The 23,716-nt window shown below is 65.6% G+C and carries 23 protein-coding genes, 1 tRNA gene and 1 pseudogene; 13 read left to right on the forward strand and 12 right to left on the reverse strand.

Annotation, left to right across the window (positions count from 1 at the left end; all coding sequences use genetic code 11):
• Positions 1–3: 3 nt before the first annotated feature.
• Both K0O64_RS05310 and K0O64_RS05315 read right to left on the reverse strand, forming a co-directional pair.
• A pseudogene (locus K0O64_RS05310) lies at positions 4–910 on the reverse strand (class I SAM-dependent methyltransferase).
• Positions 907–1,827, reverse strand: coding sequence for a class I SAM-dependent methyltransferase (locus K0O64_RS05315; protein ID WP_083542714.1), 921 nt, complete (start codon positions 1,825–1,827; stop codon positions 907–909). Before K0O64_RS05315 ends, K0O64_RS05310 begins: the two are co-directional and overlap by 4 nt.
• 309 nt (positions 1,828–2,136) lie before the next feature.
• Between K0O64_RS05315 and secY the strand changes: the two genes are divergently transcribed.
• The 10 genes from secY to K0O64_RS05365 all read left to right on the forward strand — a co-directional run bounded on the left by secY (position 2,137) and on the right by K0O64_RS05365 (position 11,265).
• Positions 2,137–3,462: a preprotein translocase subunit SecY gene (gene secY, locus K0O64_RS05320; protein ID WP_071947453.1), complete on the forward strand. Its 1,326-nt coding sequence runs from the start codon at positions 2,137–2,139 to the stop codon at positions 3,460–3,462.
• On the forward strand, positions 3,459–4,004 hold the full coding sequence (locus tag K0O64_RS05325) for an adenylate kinase (protein WP_071947452.1): 546 nt from the start codon (positions 3,459–3,461) through the stop codon (positions 4,002–4,004). Before secY ends, K0O64_RS05325 begins: the two co-directional genes overlap by 4 nt.
• A gap of 6 nt (positions 4,005–4,010) precedes the next feature.
• The gene (map, locus tag K0O64_RS05330) at positions 4,011–4,808 is read left to right on the forward strand and encodes a type I methionyl aminopeptidase (RefSeq protein WP_071947451.1); all 798 of its coding nucleotides are present in this window, start codon (positions 4,011–4,013) and stop codon (positions 4,806–4,808) included.
• Positions 4,809–4,948: 140 nt separating this feature from the next.
• Positions 4,949–5,464: a sigma-70 family RNA polymerase sigma factor gene (locus K0O64_RS05335; protein ID WP_071947450.1), complete on the forward strand. Its 516-nt coding sequence runs from the start codon at positions 4,949–4,951 to the stop codon at positions 5,462–5,464.
• Positions 5,461–6,165: an anti-sigma factor family protein gene (locus tag K0O64_RS05340; protein WP_071947449.1), complete on the forward strand. Its 705-nt coding sequence runs from the start codon at positions 5,461–5,463 to the stop codon at positions 6,163–6,165. The genes K0O64_RS05335 and K0O64_RS05340 overlap by 4 nt, the downstream gene beginning before the upstream one ends.
• A 133-nt stretch (positions 6,166–6,298) precedes the next feature.
• Positions 6,299–8,008, forward strand: a complete 1,710-nt coding sequence (locus K0O64_RS05345) for a thiamine pyrophosphate-binding protein (RefSeq protein ID WP_096310219.1) — start codon at positions 6,299–6,301, stop codon at positions 8,006–8,008.
• A complete protein-coding gene (locus K0O64_RS05350) occupies positions 7,989–8,654 on the forward strand; it encodes a DUF8713 domain-containing protein (protein WP_071947447.1) in 666 nt (221 codons plus the stop codon). Before K0O64_RS05345 ends, K0O64_RS05350 begins: the two co-directional genes overlap by 20 nt.
• Positions 8,655–8,662: 8 nt before the next feature.
• Complete coding sequence (locus K0O64_RS05355; RefSeq protein WP_071950074.1) at positions 8,663–9,685, forward strand: 3-oxoacyl-ACP synthase III family protein; 1,023 nt, start codon at positions 8,663–8,665, stop codon at positions 9,683–9,685.
• The gene (locus tag K0O64_RS05360; RefSeq protein WP_071947446.1) at positions 9,685–10,716 is read left to right on the forward strand and encodes a pyridoxal phosphate-dependent aminotransferase; all 1,032 of its coding nucleotides are present in this window, start codon (positions 9,685–9,687) and stop codon (positions 10,714–10,716) included. The genes K0O64_RS05355 and K0O64_RS05360 overlap by 1 nt, the downstream gene beginning before the upstream one ends.
• Before the next feature lie 39 nt (positions 10,717–10,755).
• Complete coding sequence (locus K0O64_RS05365; RefSeq protein ID WP_071947445.1) at positions 10,756–11,265, forward strand: MarR family transcriptional regulator; 510 nt, start codon at positions 10,756–10,758, stop codon at positions 11,263–11,265.
• Here K0O64_RS05365 and mmsB read toward each other — a convergent pair.
• The 5 genes from mmsB to K0O64_RS05390 form a co-directional block, all read right to left on the reverse strand.
• Positions 11,262–12,131: a 3-hydroxyisobutyrate dehydrogenase gene (mmsB, locus tag K0O64_RS05370; RefSeq protein ID WP_096310221.1), complete on the reverse strand. Its 870-nt coding sequence runs from the start codon at positions 12,129–12,131 to the stop codon at positions 11,262–11,264. The two genes, K0O64_RS05365 and mmsB, sit on opposite strands and share 4 nt — an antisense overlap.
• 16 nt (positions 12,132–12,147) lie before the next feature.
• Positions 12,148–13,314 (reverse strand): acyl-CoA dehydrogenase family protein, encoded by a 1,167-nt coding sequence (locus K0O64_RS05375; protein ID WP_096310223.1) that lies wholly within the window; start codon positions 13,312–13,314, stop codon positions 12,148–12,150.
• Positions 13,311–14,831 carry a CoA-acylating methylmalonate-semialdehyde dehydrogenase gene (locus tag K0O64_RS05380; protein WP_096310225.1) on the reverse strand — a complete coding sequence of 507 codons (1,521 nt, stop codon included), beginning with the start codon at positions 14,829–14,831 and terminating at the stop codon, positions 13,311–13,313. Before K0O64_RS05380 ends, K0O64_RS05375 begins: the two co-directional genes overlap by 4 nt.
• Positions 14,832–14,916: 85 nt before the next feature.
• Positions 14,917–15,600 carry a response regulator gene (locus tag K0O64_RS05385; protein ID WP_071947441.1) on the reverse strand — a complete coding sequence of 228 codons (684 nt, stop codon included), beginning with the start codon at positions 15,598–15,600 and terminating at the stop codon, positions 14,917–14,919.
• On the reverse strand, positions 15,597–17,129 hold the full coding sequence (locus K0O64_RS05390; RefSeq protein WP_096310226.1) for a sensor histidine kinase: 1,533 nt from the start codon (positions 17,127–17,129) through the stop codon (positions 15,597–15,599). Before K0O64_RS05390 ends, K0O64_RS05385 begins: the two co-directional genes overlap by 4 nt.
• A gap of 104 nt (positions 17,130–17,233) precedes the next feature.
• On the opposite strand from K0O64_RS05390, the gene K0O64_RS05395 reads away from it, so the two are divergent.
• On the forward strand, positions 17,234–18,610 hold the full coding sequence (locus K0O64_RS05395; RefSeq protein WP_096310228.1) for a cation:dicarboxylate symporter family transporter: 1,377 nt from the start codon (positions 17,234–17,236) through the stop codon (positions 18,608–18,610).
• Between the two features lie 84 nt (positions 18,611–18,694).
• Positions 18,695–18,768: transfer RNA gene (locus K0O64_RS05400), tRNA-Leu, on the forward strand.
• A gap of 261 nt (positions 18,769–19,029) precedes the next feature.
• Here K0O64_RS05400 and K0O64_RS05405 read toward each other — a convergent pair.
• Both K0O64_RS05405 and K0O64_RS05410 read right to left on the reverse strand, forming a co-directional pair.
• Positions 19,030–19,881, reverse strand: a complete 852-nt coding sequence (locus tag K0O64_RS05405) for a hypothetical protein (RefSeq protein WP_220046189.1) — start codon at positions 19,879–19,881, stop codon at positions 19,030–19,032.
• Positions 19,881–20,243 carry a hypothetical protein gene (locus K0O64_RS05410; RefSeq protein WP_220046190.1) on the reverse strand — a complete coding sequence of 121 codons (363 nt, stop codon included), beginning with the start codon at positions 20,241–20,243 and terminating at the stop codon, positions 19,881–19,883. Before K0O64_RS05410 ends, K0O64_RS05405 begins: the two co-directional genes overlap by 1 nt.
• Before the next feature lie 394 nt (positions 20,244–20,637).
• Between K0O64_RS05410 and K0O64_RS05415 the strand changes: the two genes are divergently transcribed.
• Positions 20,638–20,922 carry a site-specific integrase gene (locus tag K0O64_RS05415; RefSeq protein ID WP_425574747.1) on the forward strand — a complete coding sequence of 95 codons (285 nt, stop codon included), beginning with the start codon at positions 20,638–20,640 and terminating at the stop codon, positions 20,920–20,922.
• A gap of 10 nt (positions 20,923–20,932) precedes the next feature.
• On the opposite strand, the gene K0O64_RS05420 is transcribed toward K0O64_RS05415, so the two are convergent.
• The 3 genes from K0O64_RS05420 to K0O64_RS05430 all read right to left on the reverse strand — a co-directional run bounded on the left by K0O64_RS05420 (position 20,933) and on the right by K0O64_RS05430 (position 23,714).
• Positions 20,933–21,247 (reverse strand): hypothetical protein, encoded by a 315-nt coding sequence (locus K0O64_RS05420; RefSeq protein ID WP_220046191.1) that lies wholly within the window; start codon positions 21,245–21,247, stop codon positions 20,933–20,935.
• Positions 21,248–21,430: 183 nt separating this feature from the next.
• Complete coding sequence (locus tag K0O64_RS05425; protein WP_220046192.1) at positions 21,431–22,801, reverse strand: ApeA N-terminal domain 1-containing protein; 1,371 nt, start codon at positions 22,799–22,801, stop codon at positions 21,431–21,433.
• A gap of 553 nt (positions 22,802–23,354) precedes the next feature.
• Positions 23,355–23,714: a DUF732 domain-containing protein gene (locus tag K0O64_RS05430; protein WP_220046193.1), complete on the reverse strand. Its 360-nt coding sequence runs from the start codon at positions 23,712–23,714 to the stop codon at positions 23,355–23,357.
• Between the last annotated feature and the right edge of the window lie 2 nt (positions 23,715–23,716).

Here is a 23,716-nt window from a genome sequence, read left to right on the forward strand (position 1 = left end):
GTGTTACTTCCGAATTGCGGTGACGGAGACAGAATTACGCAGGGACTCGGTCAATTCGGTCTCGGGGAAGGGCCGGCCGTAGACGCCGAACATCTCCTCGCGGGCCCGGGCACTGACCTGCCAGCCCTGCTGTTCGAGATAACCGATGACCGGATTACGGTCGCCGGCGTAGAACAAATCGGCCATGTCGAGATCCAGGCCCCGCTCACGCCACTGGCTGCTGATCGCCTTGGAGCGCGCGGCCAGGCCGGCGCCGCCGTCCGGGTGGTATTCGGTGGCGATCCGGCTGCCCGGCGCGGAGAGCTCGGTGATGTTGTCGAACAACCGATCCTGAGCCTCCGGCGGCAGATAGACCAGCAGGCCCTCGGCACTCCATGCGGTCGGCTTGGTGTCGTCGAAACCGTTGGCGCGCAAGGCAGCCGGCCAATCCTCGCGCAGGTCGATACTCACCGAGCGAAGCTCGGCGGTGGGGGAGGCGCCCAGAGCGGCCAGCGTCTCGGTCTTGAAGTCGATCACCTGGGGCTGGTCGATCTCGAAGACCCACCATGCCGGCCGGCCAATCCAGCCGGTACGACCGCGAGTCCAGGCCGGAGGCCAGGATCACCGCCTGGCGCACTCCGGCCGCGGCCGCGTCGAGGAAGAAGTCGTCGAAGAAGCGGGTTCGCACCGCCATCACGTCGGTCATCACCCGGGCGGTGTTCTCGGACTCGACTTCACGCAGATCGAGGTCGCCGTCGACCATCTTGGTGAAGACGTCGATGCCGACGGCGCGCACCAGGGGTGCGGCGAACGGATCGTCGATGAGGGCGTTCTCTTCCCGACTGGCCACTGCACGGGCGGCGGCCACCATGGTGGCGGTGGTGCCGACGCTGGTGGCCAGGTCCCAGGAGTCCGAATCGCTGCGGCTCATCGGTCGCCGCCGTAGACAGCGCTGAGGTAGTAGAGCTTGCCCATCGGCTCGTGCTCGCCGAAGGTTCCGCGGCGGCCCGCGGCCAGCAGGTCGTTGACTGCGGCTCGATCGGTCTTCCAGCCGTGGCCTTCGAGGTAGTCACTGGCCTCATTGCGCTCGCCGAGATACACCAGTGAGCCGAAGTCGAGGTCGAAGCCGTTGTCGCGCCAGTGCTGGGAGATGCTCTCCATCTTTTCCCGCGACTCTTCCTGCTCGTCCGGGTTCGACGGTGGCGCGGTGTCGATGGCGACCCGGCTGCCGGGGGCGGACAAGTCGGTGATGGTGTCCAGCAGGCGATCCTGCGCCTCCGGGGGCAGGTAGCCCAGCAAGCCTTCGGCGCTCCAGGCCGTCGGGGCCTGCGGGTCGAAGCCGGCCTCGCGCAGCGCGGTCGCCCAGTCGTTGCGCAGATCCATCGCCACGGTCCGGCGGTCGCACGTCGGTGAGGCGCCCTGCTCGGCGAGGGTCTGCGTCTTGAACGCGATCACCTCGGGCTGGTCGATCTCATAGACGACCATGCCGGCCGGCCAGTCGAGCCGATAGGCGCGGGAGTCCAGACCGGAGGCGAGGATGACGACCTGGCGCACACCGGCCTCGGCCGCGGCGAGGAAGAACTCGTCGAAGAACTTGGTCCGCACGGCCATGTTGTCGGTCATCCGGGTCACGCCCATCGCCGCCTCGTCGTCGGCGATCGCCAGGTCTCCGCTGGCCATCTTGGTGAAGAAGTCGACGCCGACGGCGCGCACCAGGGGTTCGGCGAACGGATCGTCGATCAGAGGCTCGTCCTCGCGGCTCGCCGCGGCGCGGGCGGCGGCGACCAGAGTCGCGGTGGCTCCCACGCTGGATGCCAGGTCCCAGGTGTCATTGTCGGTACGCGTCATCGTCAGGCCCTTACTGCTGCAACTTATACTTAGCCAATATAACCACTACCGACTGTACGGTGTTCCCGCTGTGGGACCGCTGTGAGCGCGAGGCGCCCGCGGTATCGCTGCGCCCCAGCCTGCCGGGTGGAGCCGATCCGCGGATTCCCGCCCTGCCTGGGCCAACTGTTACTCTCGTAGACTGTTTGAGCGAGCGGTGCCGCGGGAGGAAACCTGGCGGCGATCGGCGCTAGGCAGGATTACCCGAACGCTGGCCAGGCCAGCCCCATTGGCACGCTGAGATTCACGTCCGGCTGCCCAGGAGGAAGAGTGCTCTCGGCTTTCATCTCTTCGCTCAGGACGGCCGACCTGAGGCGAAAGATCCTGTTCACGCTGGGCCTTGTGATTCTGTACCGGGTCGGCGCCTCACTGCCGTCCCCCGGGGTCAATTACAAGAACGTCCACCAATGCATCGAGCAGGTGAGTGGTGGCGCCGGCGGACAGATCTACTCGCTGATCAACCTCTTCTCCGGCGGCGCGCTGCTGCAGCTGACGGTGTTCGCGGTCGGCGTAATGCCCTACATCACCGCCAGCATCATCGTGCAGCTGCTGACGGTGGTGATCCCGCGCTTCGAACAGCTGCGTAAAGAAGGTCAGGCCGGCCAGGCCAAGATGACCCAGTACACGCGCTACCTGGCGATCGCGCTGGCCATCCTGCAGGCCACCAGCATCGTGGCGCTGGCCGCCAACGGCGGTCTGCTGCAGGGCTGCACGCTGCAGATCCTGCAGAGCCAGAGCATCTTCTCGCTGGTGATCATCGTGCTGGTGATGACTGCGGGTGCCGCGCTGGTCATGTGGATGGGCGAGCTGGTCACCGAGCGCGGCATCGGCAACGGCATGTCGCTGCTGATCTTCGCCGGTATCGCGGCCCGTATCCCCGCCGAGGGCAAGAGCATCCTGGACAGCCGCGGCGGCCTGATCTTCACCGCCGTCTGCGCGGCCGCCCTGCTGATCATCATCGGCGTCGTGTTCGTCGAGCAGGGTCAGCGCCGTATCCCGGTGCAGTACGCCAAGCGCATGGTCGGCCGCCGCATGTACGGCGGCACGTCGACCTATCTGCCGCTCAAGGTCAACCAGGCCGGCGTCATCCCCGTCATCTTCGCGTCGTCGCTGATCTACATTCCGCACCTGATCACTCAGCTGATCCAAAGCGGGCGCACCACCCCGAGCAACGGCTGGTGGGATCGCTTCGTCGCGAACTACCTGACCAACCCCGCCGATCCGGTGTACATCGGCATCTACTTCGGGCTGATCATCTTCTTCACCTACTTCTATGTGTCGATCACGTTCAACCCCGACGAGCGTGCCGACGAAATGAAGAAGTTCGGTGGGTTCATCCCCGGTATCCGGCCGGGTAAGCCGACCGCGGACTACCTGCGCTTCGTGCTGAACCGGATCACGCTGCCCGGCTCGATCTACCTGGGTGTGATCGCCGTTCTGCCGAACGTGTTCCTGCAGATGGGTAATAGCGGCGGCGTCCAGAACCTGCCGTTCGGCGGTACCGCGGTTCTGATCATGATCGGTGTCGGCTTGGATACGGTCAAACAGATCGAGAGCCAGCTCATGCAGCGCAACTACGAAGGGTTCCTGAAGTGAGAATCGTTCTGCTGGGACCGCCGGGCGCGGGCAAAGGAACTCAGGCGGTCAAGCTGGCGGACAAGCTCGGGGTACCGCAGATCTCGACCGGTGACCTGTTCCGGCACAACATCAGCACCGGCACCGAGCTGGGGCTGGAGGCCAAGAAGTACCTCGACGCCGGCGACCTGGTCCCGGCATCGCTGACCAATGAACTGGTCGACGACCGGCTCAACGATGCCGATGTCGCCGGTGGCTTCATCCTCGACGGCTTCCCCCGTTCGGTGGAGCAGGCCGAGGCGCTCAAGCAGATGCTCGCCAAGCGCGACCTGCAGCTCGACGCCGTGCTGGAGTTTCGGGTGCCCGAGGACGAGCTGGTCGAGCGGCTCAAGGGCCGTGGCCGCGCCGACGACACCGAGGACGTGATCCGCAACCGGTTCAAGGTGTACCGGGACGAGACCGCGCCGCTGCTGGACTATTACTCCGACGAGCTCAAGACCGTCGACGCCGTCGGCAGCCTCGACGAGGTGTTCGCCCGGGCGCTGCACGCCCTCGGTCGCTGATTTTCGATGGTTTCCCTGCCCGGGCTGCGTAACCGCAAGACCGTTCCCGCCCGCACGCCGGGTGAATTGGACGCGATGGCGGCTGCGGGCGCCGTGGTGGCCGCAGCCCTGCGCGCTGTTCAGGCCGCGGCCGCACCGGGGGTATCGACAAAGGATCTCGACGACGTCGCCGAGTCGGTGATCCGCAAGGCCAACGGCACACCGTCGTTCCTGGGTTACCACGGCTACCCGGCCAGCATCTGCTCGTCGGTCAATGACCGTGTGGTGCATGGCATTCCGACGCCGGATGAGAAGCTCGCGGCCGGCGACCTGGTGTCGATCGACTGCGGTGCGATCATCGACGGCTGGCACGGCGACGCCGCGGTCACCTTCGGGATCGGGCCGCTGATCGCGATGGACGAAGCGCTGTCGGCCGCGACGAAGCAGTCGATGGAAGCCGGTATCGCGGCGATGATCCCGGGCAATCGGCTCACCGACGTCTCGCACGCCATCGAGACCGGCACCCGCGCCGCCGAGCAGACCTACGGACGCCGATTCGGCATTGTCGCCGGCTACGGCGGCCACGGGATCGGTCGGGCCATGCACATGGATCCGTTCCTGCCCAACGAGGGCGAGCCCGGCCGCGGACCGATGCTGGTGGCCGGTTCGGTCCTGGCGATCGAACCGATGCTGACGCTGGGCACCACCAAGACCCGGATTTTGGCCGACGAGTGGACCGTCGTCACCGCCGACGGGTCGCGCGCGGCGCACTGGGAACACACCGTCGCGGTCACCGACGACGGCCCGCGCATCCTCACTGCGTAATCCGCGCCGAGATCGACGCCATGGCTGTGAACCGGCCCGGATCACGACCCTGAGGTCGATTTCGAGGCTGGGCGGCCCGCTGCGGCGCACACTGTGAACCAGACAGTCACCGGTTACGTGTCTCAACCGGGAGGTTGATGATGGACGACCCGGAGGCGGCGTTGGTGCGGGTGCTCTACGAGGAGCACGCGGCCGCATTGTGGCGCTACGCGCTGCGGCTCACCGGCGATCCGGCGCGCGCCGAGGACGTGGTCCAGGAGACGCTGCTGCGGGCCTGGCAACACCCCGAGGTGGCCGGCGACGCCGAGCGTTCCGCCCGGGCGTGGTTGTTCACCGTCGCCCGCAACATGATCATCGACGAACGGCGCAGCGCCCGGTTCCGCAGGGAAACCGACTCGCTGAACACCGAGGGGGCGCCGGAGCCCGCCGGACCCGACGAGGTCAACACCGCGCTCGACCGGTTACTCATCGGGGATGCGCTGGCTCAGCTGTCGCCCGATCATCGCGCGGTGGTCCGCCGCTCTTACTATCTTGGCTGGACCACGGCGCAGATCGCGGCCGACCTTCAGATCGCCGAGGGGACGGTCAAGTCGCGGCTGCACTACGCGGTGCGCGCGCTTCGGCTGACGTTGCAGGAGATGGGGGTGACCCGATGAACGATCCGTACGAAACCTGGGACGCCGCCTACGTGCTGGGGTCGCTGTCCAGCACCGAGCGCCGCGAGTACGAAGCGCATCTCAGTGGATGCGTGCCCTGCCGGACATCGGTCGGTGAGCTCAGTGGCATGCCCGCGCTGCTGGCCATGCTCAGTCCCGACGAGGTGACCGCCATCGACACCGGCGGGATCGAACCCCCGCCGCTGCGTCCGCAACTGCTGGACGGGGTGTTGTTCGAGGTGCGCCGGCGCCGGCGCCGGGGACGCTGGGTCACCTGGTCGGTGGCCGCCGCGGCCGCCGCGGTGCTGGCGGTCGGAATCCTCGTCGCGATCAAGCCCGCGCCGTTCGGTACGCCGACGCCCGCGCCGCAGGTGTCGGCTGCGACGGTCAGCATGACGCCGGTGATGCCGTCGTCGTTCGAGGCGACGCTGCAGGTGACTCCGATGGGGTGGGGCACTCACATCGAGATGACGTGCACCTATCGCGAGGAGCTCGGCGCGGGCGCACACGAGGACGCGGACAAGCTGGCGATGTATGCCGTCGGCCGCGACGGCAGCCGAGTCCAGCTGGCGACGTGGATGGCCCGTGAAGGCGAATCGGCCTCACCCACCGGCAGCACCTCGATGCCGATGGAGAAGATCTCCGCGGTGCAGGTGGTCAAGGTCGAGACCGGCGACGTGCTGCTACAGCGAAGTCTGTAGTCCGCACTGATCTGTCGATCAGTCAAAAGCCTTACCCACAAGCACTTTTCGATCGATCAGTGCGCGGTTCCGTGAACCGAACCGATCCAGCCCTCGTGTCAATGGCAGGGCCGGGGAGGATGGGTGATCTGAGATGGACGAGCGCCAACGCGTGGTCGACTACATCGTCGACCAACTCGCGGCCACCGGTGTCGAGCACATGTTCGGAGTCGACGGTGCGAACATCGAGGATCTCTACGACGCCGCCCACTTCCACTCCTCTGTCACCGTGGTGCTGGCCAAACACGAGTTCTCCGCGGCGACGATGGCTGACGGCTACAGCAGGTCCGGCTGCGGTCTCGGGGTCGTCATGGCCACCTCGGGCGGTGGGTCACTCAATCTTGTTCCGGGACTCGGCGAATCGCTGACCAGTCGGGTGCCGGTGCTGGCGCTGGTCGGCCAGCCGCCGATAGCGATGGATGGGCGTGGCAGTTTCCAGGACACCAGTGGACGTAACGGTTCGCTGGACGCCCACGCGCTGTTCTCGGCGGTGTCGGTGTACTGCCGGCGCATCACGTCGGCCGACCAGATCATCACCGCGCTGCCTGAGGCGATCGCCGCAGCCTGGCGTGGTGGACCGGCGGTCGTGTTGCTGCCCAAAGACATTCAGCAGGCGTTGATCCCGGTCCGGAGTCGGCTGTCGTCGGCCCCGGAGTTGCCGGTGGTGGGTGATCCGTGGCCGATCGCCCGCGCGCTGCGCCGGGCCCGTGGACCGGTGACGATCATCGCCGGCGAACAGGTGGCGCGCGACGATGCCCGCCTGGAACTGGAGCGGCTGCGTGCCCTGTTGCGCGCCCGGGTCGCGACCGTTCCCGATGCCAAGGACGTCAGCGGCTCGCCCGGCCTTGGCTCGTCGTCCTCGCTGGGCGTGACCGGGGTGATGGGTCATCCCGGGATTGCCGATGCCATTCGCGACAGTGCTCTGTGCCTGATCGTGGGCACCCGCTTCACCGTGACCGCACGCAGCGGTCTGGATGAGGCGATGACGTCGGTGCCGGTGATGTCGCTCGGCTCGACAGCGCCGTACCTGGCGTGCACCCATATCCGCACCGACGATCTGCGGGCATCGCTGGGACAACTCGCGATGATGCTGTCCGGCGGTGGTCGGCCGCATAGACTGTCGGTGCCCGAGACCGTCGGCCACCGGGAGCTGATCCCGCCGCAGTTCGCCGGGGACGGAATCCGGTACCGCGACGCGGTTTCCGCGCTCGACGCCGTGCTTCCCGACGATGTCGACATCGTTATCGACGCGGGCAACACCGGGGCGGCGGCCATCCACACCCTGCCGGTGCGCAGATCCGGCCGATTCGTCGTCGCCCTGGGCATGGGTGGCATGGGATACAGCTTCGGAGCTGCGATCGGCATGGCGTTCGGGCGGGGCCGGCGGGTCGTGGTGGTCGCCGGCGACGGCTCGTTCTTCATGCATGGCATGGAGATCCACACCGCCTGGCAGTATCGGTTGCCGATCACCTTCGTGCTGTTCAACAACAACGCCCATGCCATGTGTGTGACGCGGGAGCAGCTGTACTACCGGGACCTGTACAGCTACAACAGGTTCCGTGCCAGCAACCTGGGCGCGGGGCTCGCGGCCATGTTCCCGGGACTGCCCTCGGTCGACGTCGCTGAGCCCGGGCAACTGCACGCCGCGCTCGGCTCCGCTGTGGCGAGCGACGGACCGTCGGTCGTCAGCATCGAATGCTCCGCCGACGAAATCCCGCCCTTCGCGCCGTTTCTGGCCGCGTTGCGGCAATCCGAAAGCCCTATTGCGGAGGAGAGCACCACCCATGTCGCTGCCCGCGCTTGACGACATCGTCGTCCACACCGGATCCGTCGACCCCATCGAGGGAGTCACGAGAATTGAGACCTCTCCGCGAGAACAGGCCACCCCGATCATCATGGAGATGATGCGGTCGGTGTACCCGCATGACGAGGTCTTCGGCCCATACTGCACCGTCAACGACTACGTCGACTGCCCGCCCGACGAGCTCTACGAATACCTCTCCGACACCCGCTCGCTCGAGGAGTGGACATACAGCCTGCGCGGCTTCGAGACCACCGACGAGCCGGGGCTGTGGGTCGCCTATGACCGATTGGGCTCGGAGACAGAGATTTTCACCCGCACCGAGGCGAACCCGGAAGCGCGCACCGTGGACTATCACTGCGCGTGGGATCAGGGCAAGCATCTGTGGATGATCTACCTGATGCGGGTGGTCGACGCGCAGGTCGTGTTGAACAAGCCGGGTTCGGTTGTGCTGTGGACGAATTGCCACCACCCGTTCTATGACGACAATCCCTACCCGGAGACAGCACCCCCGGAGCGTCCGGTGTGGGTCGGCGACTTCTGGGACATGTTCGGCGCCGGTCACGCGCTGGAGCTGCAGAACCTCAAAGCCATTGCCGAGTATCGGCATCGCAACGGCTTGCCGATAACCCCCGAGTGGATGAAATGAGCACTGCCATGAGCCATCCCAACGTCAGCCTGCTCGACGTATCGAGCTACCTGCCGGGCGATCCGATCCCGGCCGAGTATTACGCCCAGTTCGCCGACTCCGACGAACTCCGCGACAACCTGATGTTCCGGGCGCCCAAGTTCCGCCACCACGTCGCTCCCGACGAGACCGCGACCGACATGATCGAGCGCGCCACCGCCGGGCTGATAGAGCGGCACGGCGAGGACGTGATCACCGGCGCCGACATCCTGATCACGCATACCCAGATGCCGGACATGCCGTTCTACGGTGGCGGCGGCGCAGTCGCGCATCGGCTTGGTATGCGACCGAATTGGGTGCTGGATCTGCACAACGGCGGCTGTGCCGCGTTCGTGCTGGGACTGCAGGTGGCTCGCCAGCTGTTGTCCTCGGGCGCAGGGCAGACCGCACTGGTGGCGATCGCGCAGAACGCCGCGGGCCAGGTCTTCGAGCAGCCGACAGTACGCCGCAAGGCCCAGGCCGCGGTGCCGGGTGACGGTGCTGCCGTGGGCCTGGTCGCGGTGTCCGCCGAGTCGCCGATCCTTGAAGTCGAAACGCGCACATACGGTGAATTCGCCGGGGACATGACGATCGCCTTCGACCCACCCCGCAAGTGGTGGCAGCCCGGAGAAGCCGAGGGGTACATCGGGTTCACCGAATCCAAAATCACCAAAGTGCTGGCCCGCGGCAACCGTCAGGTGCCCGAGGTGGCGCTGGCGGTCTGCGATCGGATCGGCATGAAATCGCGCGATCTCGATCTGTTCGTCACCAACCAGCCCAACCGGGTGTTCCTGCGCAACTGGCGTGAAGCGTTGGAGCTGCCCGCCGAGCGGCACGTCGACACTTTTGATGAGTGCGGCAACCTGTTCGGCGCGGGTATTCCGATCAACCTCGACCGGGCGATCAGCGACGGCCGGATCTCGGCCGGCGACACCGTGTTGATGGCAGCGTTCGCCCACGCCGGTGACTTCGCCGGCGCGGCCGCGGTCCGCTGGGGCGGTCGGGCTGCCTGATGACAACCATGATCAGGGTCGCCGAGGACACGGTTGCCGCCCTGCCCGACGCTGTTGACCCACTGGCGTTGTCGCTCAACGAGAATCCGTTCTCGCCGCTGCCTGCGGTGCGCTCGGCGCTGATCAGCGCAATCGATTCGGCGAACAGGTATCCGGAGTTCCTGCCGGAGCGCCTCCGACGGCTCATCGCCACCCGGATCGGGTTGGCCGAGGAACAGGTCGTGTTGGGTCCGGGTGCCACCGGCGTCGCCATGCAGCTGTTGCACGCCGTGACCGAACCGGGCGATCGGATCGCCATGGCCACACCGACCTTCGACGGCTATCCGATCATGGCCGGCATGGCCCGGCTGCAGCCGGTGATGGTGCCGCTCGATCAGCACGGCTGTCACCAATTGGATGCGCTGGCCGATACGGCGGCCGACGCCAAGGTGGTGGTGTTGTGCCGGCCGCACAATCCGACCGGAACGATCGAGTCGACGTTCGAGGTGAATCGCTTTCTCGCCGCGGTACCGAGCGACACCATCGTGGTGCTCGACGAGGCCTACATCGAGTTCGTCGCACCCGGATTCCGGCTCGACGCACGGATGCTGATCCGCAAGTACCCGAATGTGCTGGTGCTGCGGACGTTCTCCAAGGCGTACGGTCTGGCCGGGCTACGGATCGGCTACGGTTTCGGCTCCGCCGATCTGACGAGCCGGCTGTGGCGGATGCAGCTGCCGTTCGGCATGGACAGCACCAGCCTGGTCGCCGTCGCGGCATCCTACGACGCGGAACGCCAATTGCAGCGCCGAATTCGGGTGATCGCCGCCGAGCGACGCTACCTGCGGATGCGACTGCGCGCGATGGGCGTATACGTCACCGAAGGGCATGCCAACTTCGTGTACCTGCCGCCCGCCCACCGCCCGTGGCGAGAGGTCTTCGACCCTGCCGGTCTGCGGGTCCGTCACTACGCCGACGGCGGCGTCCGAATCACGGTGGGGGACCGGTGGTCGACCCGAGCGGTGCTCGGGGCGGTGGCCGAACGACGGTAGTGCCCTACGGGGGTACGTCGATGCGGTATGAATGGGCGGATGGCCGAATCACTTCCGTCCCCCAAGCCGGACCCGATCGCCGCGGCGCGGCGCAATTGGGAGCGCGCCGGGTGGGGTGATGTCGCCGAGGGCATGGTGGCGGTGACCTCGGTGATGCGGGCGCATCAGATCCTGCTGGCCCGGGTGGAGAACGCGCTGCGGCCCTACGATCTGAGCTTCTCGCGGTTCGAGCTGTTGCGGTTGTTGGCGTTCAGCCGCACCGGCGCGCTGCCGATCACCAAGGCCTCGGACCGCCTGCAGGTGCACGTCACCAGCGTCACGCATGCCATTCGCCGGCTGGAGGCCGACGGGCTGGTCAAGCGGGTGCCACATCCCACCGACGGGCGCACCACGCTGGTCGAGATCACCGAGCTGGGCCGCTCGACGGTCGAGGACGCCACCGCGACGCTCAACGAGCAGGTGTTCGCCGATATCGGCATGGCGGCACCGGAAGCCCGTGCGTTGGTGGCATCGATCGAGACCCTGCGCCACCACGCGGGGGATTTCTAGCGCAGGGTTTCGATGACCGCGCTGAAATCCAGGTCGGCGTGCTCTTGCGCGAACTTGGCGTAGATCTCGGCGGCGTGCGTGCCCAGCGGCGCGGTGGCGCCGGTCGAGGACACCGCGTTCATCGCCAGACCGAGGTCCTTGTTCATCAGCGCGGTGGCGAAGCCCGGCTGGAAGTTGTTATTGGCCGGTGAGGTCGGAACCGGGCCGGGCACAGGGCAGTTCGTGTGCACCGCCCAGCAGTTGCCGGTGGCACCGGTGATGACGTCGAACAGCGACTGCGCGGACAGGCCCAGCTTCTCGGCCAGAACGAAGGCTTCACCCACGGCGATCTGCTGCACGGCGAGCACCATGTTGTTGCACAGCTTGGCGGCTTGACCCGCCCCGGACGAACCGCAGTGAATCACCTTGCTGGCCATGGGGTCCAGCACCGGTCGCGCCCGGTCCAAGGCGTCGGCCTCGCCGCCGACCATGAACGCCAATGTGCCGGCGGTCGCGCCCTTGATACCGCCGGAGACGGGAGCATCGAGCTGAGCCATCCCGGCAGCGGCGGCCTGCGCGTTGACCTCACGGGCGTCGTCGACGGAGATCGTCGAGGTGTCGATGAACAGCGTGCCCGGGTTCGCGGCCGGAAGTGCTTCGGCGTAGCAAGCTTTCACGATCGCACCGTTGGGCAGCGAGGTGATGACGACGTCGGCCTCGGACACCGCAGCACCGCCGGCGTCGAACACCGTCGCGCCCTTCTGCTCGGCGGCCGCACGCAGGTCGGGCACCGGGTCGAAGCCGCGCACGGTGTAGCCGGCGTTGATCAGGTTGGCCGCCATCGGCCCGCCCATGTGGCCAAGCCCCAGGAACGCGATCGTCGTCATGTATGGCTCCTTTGCCTCATGCCGATGCGCGTGCCCGGGCGGCTTCTGCTCGCCCGATCACCACGCGCATGATTTCGTTGGTGCCCTCCAGGATTCGATGCACGCGCAGATCGCGGACGATCTTCTCGATCCCGTACTCCCGCAGATAGCCGTAGCCGCCGTGCAGCTGCAACGCCTGGTCGGCCACCTCGAAGCACGCGTCGGTGACATAGCGCTTGGCCATCGCGCACAACGCGACCTTGTCCGGCTCGTCGTTGTCCAGGGCGACGGCCGCGCGCCACAGCATCAGTCGCGACGTCTCCAGCGCGGTGGCCATATCGGCCAGCGTGAATCGGATGGTCGGCTCGTCGAGCAATGCACCGCCGAATGCCTGCCGGTCGGCCAGATAGCTTGCGGCCTTTTCGTAGGCGGTCTGCGCGCCGCCGAGCGAACAGGCCGCGATGTTGAGTCGTCCGCCGTTGAGGCCGTTCATCGCAATCCCGAAGCCGGTGCCCTCGCCCTCGGGTCCGCCGAGCATCGCCGAGGCGGGTACGCGCACCCCGTCGAGGATCACTTGGGCGGTGGGCTGAACGTTCCAGCCCATCTTCTCCTCATGGGCGCCGAAACTCAGCCCGGGGGTGTCCTTTTCGACGATGAACGCCGAGATGCCGCGGGGGCCGTCGGCGCCGGTGCGGGCCATCACGATGTACACGTCCGAGCTGCCCGCGCCGGAGATGAACTGCTTGACCCCGTCGAGGACGTAGGCGTCGCCGTCACGAACCGCCTTGGTACGCAATGCCGAGGCATCCGATCCCGCACCCGGCTCGGTGAGGCAGTAACTCGCGATGGCCTCCATCGACGCGAGCCGGGGTATCCACGACTTGCGCTGATCGTCGGTGCCGTAGGTGTCGACCATCCACGCGCACATGTTGTGGATCGACAGGAATGCCGCCAGCGCGGGGTCGGCGGTCGACAACTGCTCGAAGATCCGCACCGCGTCCAGGCGCCGCAGCCCGCTACCGCCGACATCCTCGGCGCAGTAGATTGCGGCCATCCCCAACTCGGCGGCGTCTCGCAATACCTCGACCGGGAACTCCTTGGAGTGATCCCAGTCCAAGGCATGCGGCGCAAGACGTTTGACAGCGAACGCGGCCGCCGTCTCGGCGATCACACGATCGTCGTCGTCCAGCGTCAGGAAGCTCATTGCATTGTCGGGATGACGAACTCGGCCCCGTCCTTGATACCCGACGGCCACCGCTCGGTGACGGTCTTGGTCTTGGTGTAGAACAGGATCGAGTGCGGCCCGTGCTGATTGAGGTCACCGAAGCCGGAGCGTTTCCAGCCGCCGAAGGTGTGGTAGGACACCGGAACCGGAATCGGCACGTTGACGCCGACCATGCCGACCTGCACGCGGGAGACGAAGTCGCGGGCGGCGTCGCCGTCGCGGGTGAAGATCGCCACACCGTTGCCGTATTCATGTTCGGTCGGCAGCCGCAGAGCTTCTTCGTAATCGTGTGCGCGCACGATGCACAGCACCGGACCAAAGATCTCGTCGGTGTAGATCGACATGTCGGTGGTGACGTGGTCGAACAGCGTGGGGCCGATGAAGAACCCGCCCTCGAGGCTGGCGTCGTCGAAAGTCAGTTCATCGCTGGTCTTCTCGCGGCCGTCGACCACGATCTCGGCACCGGCGGCGACGCCGGCGTCGATGTAGTCACGTACCCGTTGCAGCGCGGCGCTCGTGACCAGCGGGCCGTAGTCGGCCTTGGGGTCCAGGCTGTGTCCGACGCGCAGCTCGTTGATCCGCTCAACGAGCCTGCCGCGCAACCGGTTTGCCGTCTCTTCACCGACCGGGACAGCGACGCTGATGGCCATGCACCGCTCACCGGCGCTGCCGTAGCCGGCGCCGATCAGCGCGTCGACGGCCTGGTCGAGATCGGCGTCGGGCATCACGATCATGTGGTTCTTCGCGCCGCCGAAGCACTGCGAGCGCTTGCCGTTGGCCGCCGCGGTGGAGTAGATGTACTGCGCGATATCGGAGCTGCCGACGAAGCCGACGGCTTTGATGTCGGGGTGCGTCAGGATCGCGTCGACGGCTTCCTTATCGCCCTGAACGACCTGGAACACGCCCGCAGGCAGGCCGGCTTCGAGGAACAGTTCGGCCAGGCGCACCGGCACCGAGGGGTCGCGCTCGGAAGGCTTGAGGATGAAGGCGTTACCGCATGCCAGCGCGGGCCCGGCCTTCCACAGCGGGATCATCGCCGGGAAGTTGAACGGGGTGATGCCGGCGACCACACCGAGCGGCTGGCGGATCGAGTACACGTCGATGCCGCCGCCGGCGCCCTCGGTGAACTCACCCTTCAGCAGGTGCGGGATCCCGATCGCGAACTCGATGACCTCGATGCCGCGCTGGATGTCGCCCTTGGAGTCGGCGACGGTCTTGCCGTGCTCGATGGACAGCAGCTCGGCGAGCTCGTCGACGTTGGCGTTGACCAGCTCGATGAACTTCATCAGGACTCGGGCCCGGCGCTGGGGGTTCCAGGCGGCCCACTCCTTCTGCGCCTCGACGGCCGATGCCACTGCGGTGTCGACGTCGGCGGCCGACGCCAACAGCACCTGGGCCTGCACCTCACCGGTGCTGGGGTTGAAGACGTCCGCGGTGCGCGAGCTGCTGAGGTTGCTGCGCTTACCGTCGATGAAGTGCTGAATGGTTGTGCTCATGACTGCCCCTTGGCTGACCTGGCGGCTGAATACTAGGACATCCTAGTAACGCTGTGAGCAGGTTCGCAAGGGGGCCTCGGGCGGGTCAGCGCCACTGGTAGCGCGTGCTGGGCCGGCCGGTCTTGCCGTACTCGGTCAGGCGGGTGACGGTGCCGTCGTCGGCCAGTCGTTCCAGGTAGCGCCAGGCCGTCACCCGCGACACCCCAACCTGTTTGGCGGCCTCGTCGGCGGTCAGCCCGTCGGCGCGGTCCCGCACCGCACGGGCGATCTCATCGGTGGTCCCCGGCGCAGCACCCTTGGGGGCTACCGACTTGTCGGTGCTGCGAAGCTCGGCCAGCGCCCGGTCGACCTCGGCCTGGCTGGCCGCCTCGGTGCCGGCAGGCAGCGCCTCGCGGTAGCGGCGGTAGCGCTCGAGGCGGTCGCGGAACGCCGCGAACGTGAACGGCTTGAGCAGATAGGCGAGGGCGCCGTGCGCGACAGCGGCACGCACCATCTCCAGATCGCGCTCGGAGGTGATCGCGATGATGTCGGGTGCGGGTCGCAGACCGGAGAGGGCCGAGGCCAACGCAATCCCACTGGCGTCGGGCAGGCCGAGGTCGAGCAGCACCAGGTCGACGGGGGAGTCGGTGGCGGCCTCGGATGCCATCCGCATCGCGTCGCGTGCGGTGGTGGCCATTCCGGTGACGGTAAAGCCTTGCAGCCGAGTCAGATACGTGCGGTGAGCTTCGGCGATGAGTGGCTCGTCCTCGACGATCAACACGTTGATCATCGGATGGTCACCGTCACGACCGAGCCGTAGGTGATGTCAGCGGTCAAGGTGCCGCCGTGGCGGTTGACGATCTGTGCGACGAGCGCCAGCCCGAGGCCCTGGTGGCCGGCGTCGCTGCCGGACTTCGTCGAGTAGCCGCGTTGCATGGCGCGTTGGAACGTTTCGGGGTCCATGCCGGCGCCGCTGTCGGCGACCTGGATCTGCAGCCGCTCGTCGTCCTGGTTGACGGTGACCTCGACCCACGGATTGTCGCGGTCGCAGGCGTCCATCGCGTTGTCGATCAGGTTGCCCAGCACGGTGACCATTTCCTGTGCGGTCAAAAGGGTTTCGGCGGGTAGGTGGGTCTCCTCGGTGATGGTTAGTTCGATGCCGCGCTCGTCCGCCTCGGCGGTCTTGCCGAGCAGCAGCGCCACCAGTGCGGGTTCGCCGACGGCGTCGGACACCCGGTCCACCAGCTGCTGGGACAGCGCGAGTTCCTGGGTGGCGAACTTGACGGCCTCCTCGGGGCGGCCCATCTCCACCAGCGTGACGACGGTGTGCAGCTTGTTGGCCGACTCGTGGGCTTGGGCGCGCAGCGAGTCGGTGAATCCCTGCAGTGAGCTCAATTCACCCAGCGCGCCTTGTAATTCGGTGCGGTCGCGGATGGTGACCACCTCGGAGTCCGAGGCGCTCACCTGGGAGCGGTTGACCACCAGCACCCGATCGTCGGTGAGGCGGACCTCGTCGCGGACGCCGGGGTCGTTGCCCCGCAGGAACTCTGGTAGGTCGGCGCGGGTGATCGGTCCGGCCGGCAGGGCCAGCAGCCGTCGGGCCTCGTCGTTGGCCAGGGCGACACCGTTGCGGTCGAGCACGACCAAACCTTCGGAGACCGAGTGCAGGATCGCGTCGTGGTGGTCGTACATCACCCGCAACTCGTCCGGGGCCAGCCCGTGGGTTTGGTTCAGGACGCGCCGCCTGATCGCCCAGATGCCGACGAAGGACAGAGCCAGCGCGCCGATCCCGACGCCGACGATCATCGGCCACTGCGAACGCCATCGGGCGGCCAGGCTCTCCAGGGTGATGCCGGCGGCGACCAGACCGATCACCTGTCCGCCGGCGTCGCGCACCGGCGCGATGGTGCGCACCGACGGGCCGAGGGTGCCGGTGTAGACCTCGGTGTAGGTCTCGCCGCGCAACGCCGGCTCGATGGTGCCGATGTATTTCTGGCCGATCTGTTCGGGGTTGGTGTGGGTGAACCGGGTGCGGTCGGGCGCCATGATCGTGATGAACGTGATGCCGGTGGACTTGCGCACGGCCTCGGTCACCGGCTGCAGAACCTGTGCCGCGTTGCCGCTTTCGATGGCCTTCGCCGTCGACGGCGAGTCGGCCAGGGCCACGGCGATGGCGGTCACCTGCTGGCGGGCGGCCTCGTCCCCATGTCGTTTGGCGTCGAACAGGGCCAGAGCGCTGCCGGCGACCACCACCAGCACGATGACGGCGGCCTGCAGCGCGAAGGCCTGCCCGGCCAACGAGCGGGGGAGAACGGGCACTGCTCACCTCCGCGCTGAACGAAATGAACTAAAGCGTGACCTGCGTCACGTGCGGGTAAATCATCTTTCCAGACCCATTGCTGCATTACCGGAAGGAAACCGTCATGACCACGGTTGTGGATCGCCCAGGCGGCGAGGACAAGCCGGCGCCGCCGAAGCGCCGGGATCGCACGCACTGGCTGTACCTGGCTGTCATCGTCGCGGTGGTCGCCGGCGTCGTCGTCGGACTGGCCGCCCCGTCGGTGGGCAAGGATGTCGGCGTCCTCGGAACGATGTTCGTCAGCTTGATCAAGATGATGATCGTTCCGGTGATCTTCTGCACGATCGTGCTGGGCATCGGATCGGTACGCAAAGCCGCCACCGTCGGCAAGGTCGGTGGGTTGGCGTTCGGCTACTTCCTGGTGATGTCGACGATCGCGCTGGGCATCGGTCTTTTGGTGGGCAACCTGCTGCATCCCGGGAGCAGCCTCAAGCTGTCCGATTCGACCGCAGCCAAGGGTGCCGAGCTGGCCGAAAAGGCGCACGAGTCAGGCGGTTTGATGGACTTCATCCAGCACATCATCCCGACCTCCCTGTTCTCGTCTCTGACCGATGGCAATGTGCTGCAGGGATTGTTCGTGGCGCTGCTGGTCGGGTTCGCGATCCAGGCGATGGGCGCCAAAGGCGAGCCGATCTTGCGCGGGGTGGAGCATCTGCAGCGGTTGGTGTTCAAGATCCTGGCAATGGTATTGTGGCTGGCGCCGATTGGCGCGTTCGGGGCGATGGCCAACGTGGTGGGCCAGACCGGCTGGAGCGCGGTGACCAATCTGCTGGTGCTGATGCTCGGCTTCTATCTGACGTGTGTGGTGTTCGTGTTCGGGGTGCTGGGCGCGCTGCTGCGGATGGTGGCCGGGGTGTCGATCTTCAAGCTGGTCCGCTACCTGGCGCGGGAGTACCTGCTGATCTTCGCGACGTCGTCGTCGGAGTCGGCGCTGCCGCGGCTGATCGCCAAGATGGAGCACCTGGGGGTGCAGCAGAGCACGGTGGGTGTTGTTGTGCCGACGGGATATTCGTTCAATCTCGATGGCACGGCGATCTATCTGACGATGGCGTCGCTGTTCATCGCCGACGCGCTGGGTGACCCGCTGTCGGTGGGCGAGCAGATCGGTCTGCTGGTGTTCATGATCGTGGCGTCCAAGGGCGCGGCCGGAGTGAGTGGAGCCGGGTTGGCGACGCTGGCCGGCGGCCTGCAGGCGCATCGGCCGGAGCTGCTCGACGGGGTGGGACTGATCGTCGGGATCGACCGGTTCATGTCCGAGGCGCGTGCGGTGACGAACTTCTCCGGCAACGCAGTGGCCACGCTGCTGGTGGGTTCGTGGACGAAGACAGTGGACAACGAGAAGGTCAACGACGTCTTGTCGGGACGCGACCCGTTCGACGAGGTGACCATGCTCGACGACGGCCGCGCAGCTTCGGAGAAGCCGGAGGCGGTCGCTGCCTGACCCCAGAACTCACGACACCCCGGGAGCCCTTCCCCCGGGGTGTCGTGCTGTGGGTACGGTGCTTGTGCCGGTTCGCACCGGTGGGCCCCCATAGCCCAATTGGCAGAGGCAGCGGACTTAAAATCCGTCAAGTCTGGGTTCGAGTCCCAGTGGGGGCACGGTAAAGGTCTGGTAGGTGGGCCTTCGGGTCGAACGGCTCGGCTCGGAAGGGATCTCGTCGCGGCGGCGAGTGCAGTTCCGTAGCTAACTCGCCCGGATGGCGGGCCGCTTGGGGTCGCACGGTTCATGGGACACGCAAAGATCACCACGACACCGAGGTGAATGCCCACGTGCGGCGGTGGCCAGGGTGACGCGACCGCCCGCGTGGAGCGTTGGAGGCCGCGTCGACTCCTGGCCGGATCGTTTGAATTGCTGCGCGTTTAGACTTCCCGCTCTGGGCGCTCGCGCTCGCGGATTTCGAGTTTTCGTCGAATCTGTCTGATTTCGTCTGTGGCCTTAGCAAGTTCAGAAACAGGGATGTTCTCAGGGAAATCTCCGTGTACTAGCAAATTACGTAGGCGAAGGTTCTCAACAACCTTGGCCGTCTCGTAGTTCGACAGCAGTGCCTCGTCTTCTAGCCGTCGAAGCGCATCTCTCAGATTGGGCGTCGCCTGATTGAACTGGTCCTCGTAGACGGTCCTTAAAATCCTCTCGAGCGTTGTCCACTCATAAAGAAAGCGAGTTGCAACTTCGGCGCTTCTAGGTACGGAACTACGACGGGCAACCGCATCGGTAGCCGCAAGTTGCTCCGCGCCGAACAGAAACTCTCGGTAGGCGAGCAGGCGGCGGCCCAAGAACCAGGTGGCATAGGCGATCACGAATCCGAGATACGAGGCTAGAAATGCCGGCGGGTAGTAAGTGCTTGCAAAATATGACGAATAACTCCCGTCGACAGACTTGCGAAGCCACTGGCCGAGAAGGCCATAGAGAAGATAGCCTATTCCGGTCACGCCAACCAATACTCCAGCGAGCTGATATAGGTCCAGGATCAGGCGTAACCTACGCAGTTTCACCTGGCGGCTCACTATTAGTGGTTCGATGACATTAGAGCTAACCCGAGACTCGCTGTGGATTTCCGCTATGGCATCGGCGATCGTTTCTGCATCAAACGGGCCTGGATTCTTATCCGCGTAATGCTTTTCATATGCACGGCTCAAAATCTCGCGCCGCTCATCACTAAGGTGGGTCTCTAGCTCCCGTAGCCCGGCTTCAGTGATTTTGTGGTCGGCCATCATTGTCCCCTTACGAAGCGGATGGCCTCACAGCCGAGAGTGATTACCGTGGCGATAACCACAGCTATCGGCCCCCACCCTTTATCTAGATTCGAGCAGGCGTATCCGGCGACCGCAGCGCCGCCAGGCGACCCCAGCGCGAGAAAGATGTCAGCTTTTTTCCGCTTACGGGGCAATAGCGCTTGACGGATCACGAGATCAGCTTGGTGCAGGTGCTGAGCAGTGATTTCTTGAGCGGCCCCGCTCGCCCGCGCCGCTGATTCGAATCGATCAGCTTCTTGCAGTAGGTCTGCTTGAAATTTCTCAGTTAGTTTGTCGATAGCGTCTTGGCCACCTGCGGATAGATTTGGGCTGTTCGTCATCAGCTAGCCACCGTGATCATATTCAGAATCGCCCCCTTACAACCGACCGCCAGATGTTAGCCCAAAAGTGATTGCAACCTTAACGTCGGCTCGCACCAACGCGCTCCGGGAACGGGGACTGTTATCGGGCCGCGGTGTCCGTCGAAGCGGTGCTCGATCGCGTTCGCGCGCGTCCCAGTGCAGCAGGGGATCAGACTGGAAGCCGCGTGGCCAGGCTGCAAACTGTGCGCAGCCCCTGGTACCAGGATTTTGTTTTGGCCCGTCATTCGACGCGTTCACCCGGATAGCCGCGCGGCGAGTCGCCACGTCGCAAACTTGTTTCCCGCACGCGCACGCTGAGGCCGTCGCTACTCGTGAACCCGACCGGTGGACATTTCGCCCGAAACATCCCGCCTTGACAGGCCGGCGCGGTCTCCTTGCGGACTGGCATGAGGCCTGGACCGAAGCCAAACTCAGAGGTACCTTCGCCGTCCTTCAGCCGTCGGCCGGCACTCACTTCGTGCAGGTGTCGAAGTGGTTGGGGCACAGCATCTTCACTCTGACGCTTGATACCTACGGCGACTACATTCCGAAGCAGGACGGCGGCGCGCTCAACAACCTACCCGAGCCACCCGCCCCGGTGCGCACCGCGGAACGGGTCGACAACGTCGTCAACCTATTCGGGTGGCAGTCGGTTTAGGCCGCACAGCCTACGCGCCGCGCCCAACTCGCATCAGAGCCTCCCAAGTATCGCGGCGCACCGTCACGAGATCGTCGCGACGGGGCTGGATCGCGCGTGGTTCGTCGACTCCCTCGCGAACGTCCAGCTTCGCGAATACATGGCCACCGTTGGTCGTGTTGCCGCCACGGTTCAGCATTTCGACAAGTTCCACGCGGCGGTCATAGCCAGACAGCTTGACCGTTCCATCGGAGTACAGCAGCAGGTAGCAACCGCGATACTTGCCCGAATACAGGTCCTCGGGCAGTTCGACGCGCTCGAAATCTCGATTTGGTCCTCTCGACATGGGCTTTCCCGTTCTTCCATTGCGCTCTACGTACAGTAGATCAAGCTGTATGTACAACCTAGCACTATGGACGTAGAACCGGTAGGAGTCCGCGATTTCGCCCGCTCCTGTTCGTTTGAGCGGCCTATAACGCATGCCCGCGACAGCGCCCCACCACGCCAGCACGCGGCCGGCGTGCAGCCCCTATCGCGGCGAAAACTCGCCCGCGCCAAGCAGCTTGCGCATTTTGTACCCCATCATGTGAGTTCTGTGGCTCTGGCAGAGCGCATCCATTGGAATCCTGTTGTTGGCAACCCTATTGAGCAGAGCGCCGAGCAGCAGAAGCTCCCCGGTCTCGCCAAGAAGCTGCACCACGGCGGGGTCGTATTCGTAATTGGGAGCGTGTTTCAAGCTGTTATAGGTATCCCAGAACATCCGGCTCCACCCGCCCAAGTCCCCGACGAACTCTGCGAACGCGGGGCCGACGTGGCGGCCGATCGACATCGGCAGCGGTTCCCAAACGCGTCTGCTTCTACGTCTTGGTTCTGCCCAGGCTCGCCCTAGTTCGCGGTGGACTTTCGTCCAGTACTCCATGCCGGTGGCGATCTCAATCAGATGGACTTCGACGCCGGGAGTCCCGTATCGATAGGCGTTCGTGATCGGTCCGGTAGCTCGCGCGTGATCGTGGTCGAGGCGAATCCAGTTGCGCAGCCCCCGAACACCGCCGATGTGGCTTAGCTGGAACAGCGGCACCCTGGTCATTGATTCTGGGCTTGATACGCCGCCTCGGCGAGGCAGGGCCATCAATCGTGAGTTCCATAGCCTGGCGGAATCGCGGGGTCTGCCATCGTCTTCAATCTTGAACTCGACTCTCGCTTGCTCTGCCGGCACGAAACCTTCATGAGCGAGATTGATCAGATCTTGGACGGACAGCAGCGGTACAAGGTGGTCGTGCCACCTACGCGGTGTGCGGCTTGACGTGCCAACGACGAGAGGCGCGTTGATCGTTCGCCGATCGTCAGGACCGTCCACGTGCCACGTCGAGTCCAGCTTCACACTAAAACCACGTCGAATCTCCACTTCAAGGGGGTTTACTTCCACCGTCTGAGCCCGGTACTGCTTGCCCGTATTGCCGCTTGGGGGAACGGATTCCTCGCGAATAGTGGTAAACCCTGCCCATCTCGTTACTTGCGGAATTTCAAGCTCCACAGTGAGGAACTTGTCGTCCTTGAGCGCTGAGAGCGGGACGTTCACGATCACACCGCGTGTCCGCACGGTCTGGGTCGAGGCTCGTTCCCCCATCACGTTCGACTGAGAGACGCCCGCGATGTCGAAAAAAATTGAACGGGTGACGTTGGTCATTGCGTAGATCGCGTCGGGCATAGGAAGGCGCTCGCGGCTGGTGCCAAATCCGTTATTGAACTTGCGAGTGCGTAGCGTGCCTATGTGGAATAAGTCATCGTCGGCTAATCGAACGTGGCCGTCGTCCGCCTTATCGAGGTTGTACACATCGGCGAAATTCATCCAAAAGTGACCGAGGGTCCCGTCCATCGTGTCGCGCAATCGGTCGCCCATGACGGGATCGTTGCACCAAGAGGCCAACGGCGGCTCGCACGACACACCGATACGCTCCAGCCCGCCCGCAGTAGTGAACACCCGCTCGCATCTCTCGTCGCGGCGGGAACGCGGCGACCGGGGGCGATTCAGGGCGAATCAGCGTCGAACCCGACCCGTACCGGCAGCACTCAAAAGCGCTGTCCTACAGCCGATATAGCCTATTCGGGCGAGCGAACCCCGAGGTCGCGAAACTCGGCTTGCCCCTTCTTAAGAATCCGCCAATTGTGAGTTCGAGTCTCACTGGGGGCGCTGTGGTCGAGCTGGCAGGGGCCGTTTATGGGCCGATCGACCGGCTACCGCGCAGCCCGAGGTTGCCTCGTGTACGCGGAAATGGCGCCAGCCGCGTGCGGGCTAAACTTCGAGCGCCGGACCCGCAAGACCGAAAGGTCGGAGGACCTGTGCCGCGATCAGCACGTCCGACAACGAAATCGTGGAACTGGACGCGGCGGCTTCAAAGCCCGGTTTGCACGCGACAGCCCCCGGACACTTCCGGGGCCTATACGTTGGTACGTCAGCGATTCGGTCCGACGACTGTCGCGCCATTCGCCATCTGATGCACGAACTGCGGGCAGTACGCCATCGCCGCGTCGACGACGATGACCACGGCGGTCTGTCGATCGATGTGGCTGTTCGCGCCTGCAATGTTGGCGCTGATGTCGCTGGGCTCCATGCCCGCGCCGAGTGCGTCGCACGCGTGGTGGGCGACCTTCATTGCCGACTCCGGGCTGCCGAAGCCGATGCCCTGCTGGTGCAGCGCGCCGAGGAACTGATCGTCGGCGGGGTCGGCGTTGGCGGTGCCCGCGGCAAGCAGCGCGGCCAGGCCGATCATGCCCGCTGCGATGGCCGGCTTGGTGATGCGTGAGGTGAACATGT

The sequence above is a fragment of the Mycolicibacterium pallens genome (genome assembly GCF_019456675.1).
GTDB classification, from domain to species: Bacteria; Actinomycetota; Actinomycetes; order Mycobacteriales; family Mycobacteriaceae; genus Mycobacterium; species Mycobacterium crocinum.